General features: G+C 60.1%; 1 pseudogene. It reads left to right on the top strand.

Going from position 1 to position 278, the window contains the following annotated elements:
• Positions 1-278 (top strand): annotated as a pseudogene (locus OC610_RS29190) (peptide synthetase); the annotation flags it as partial.

Here is a 278-nt window from a genome sequence, read left to right as displayed (position 1 = left end):
GCAGGCGAGTTTTTCGGCTGAGACGGTGGAGCGATTGGCGGCGCATCTGGCTCAGTTGTTGGGGCAGATGACTGGTCAGGGCGAGCGCCCGTTGGGTGAATTGTCGATGCTGGGGTTTGATGAGCATCAACGCCTGACCCATGACTGGAATCCGGTGGAGGCGCCGTTCGAGCAAGACCTGTGCGTTCATCGGATGATCGCCCGCCAAGCGGAAAACACCCCGGATGCCTTGGCGGTGACGTTCAATGATGTTCGTCTGAGCTACGGCGAACTCGACG

The sequence above is a fragment of the Pseudomonas agronomica genome, assembly GCF_025917275.1.
Taxonomy (GTDB): domain Bacteria; phylum Pseudomonadota; class Gammaproteobacteria; order Pseudomonadales; family Pseudomonadaceae; genus Aquipseudomonas; species Aquipseudomonas agronomica.
The sequence above is the reverse complement of the archived record's forward strand: the minus strand, read 5'-3'. Positions and strand labels throughout refer to the sequence as shown.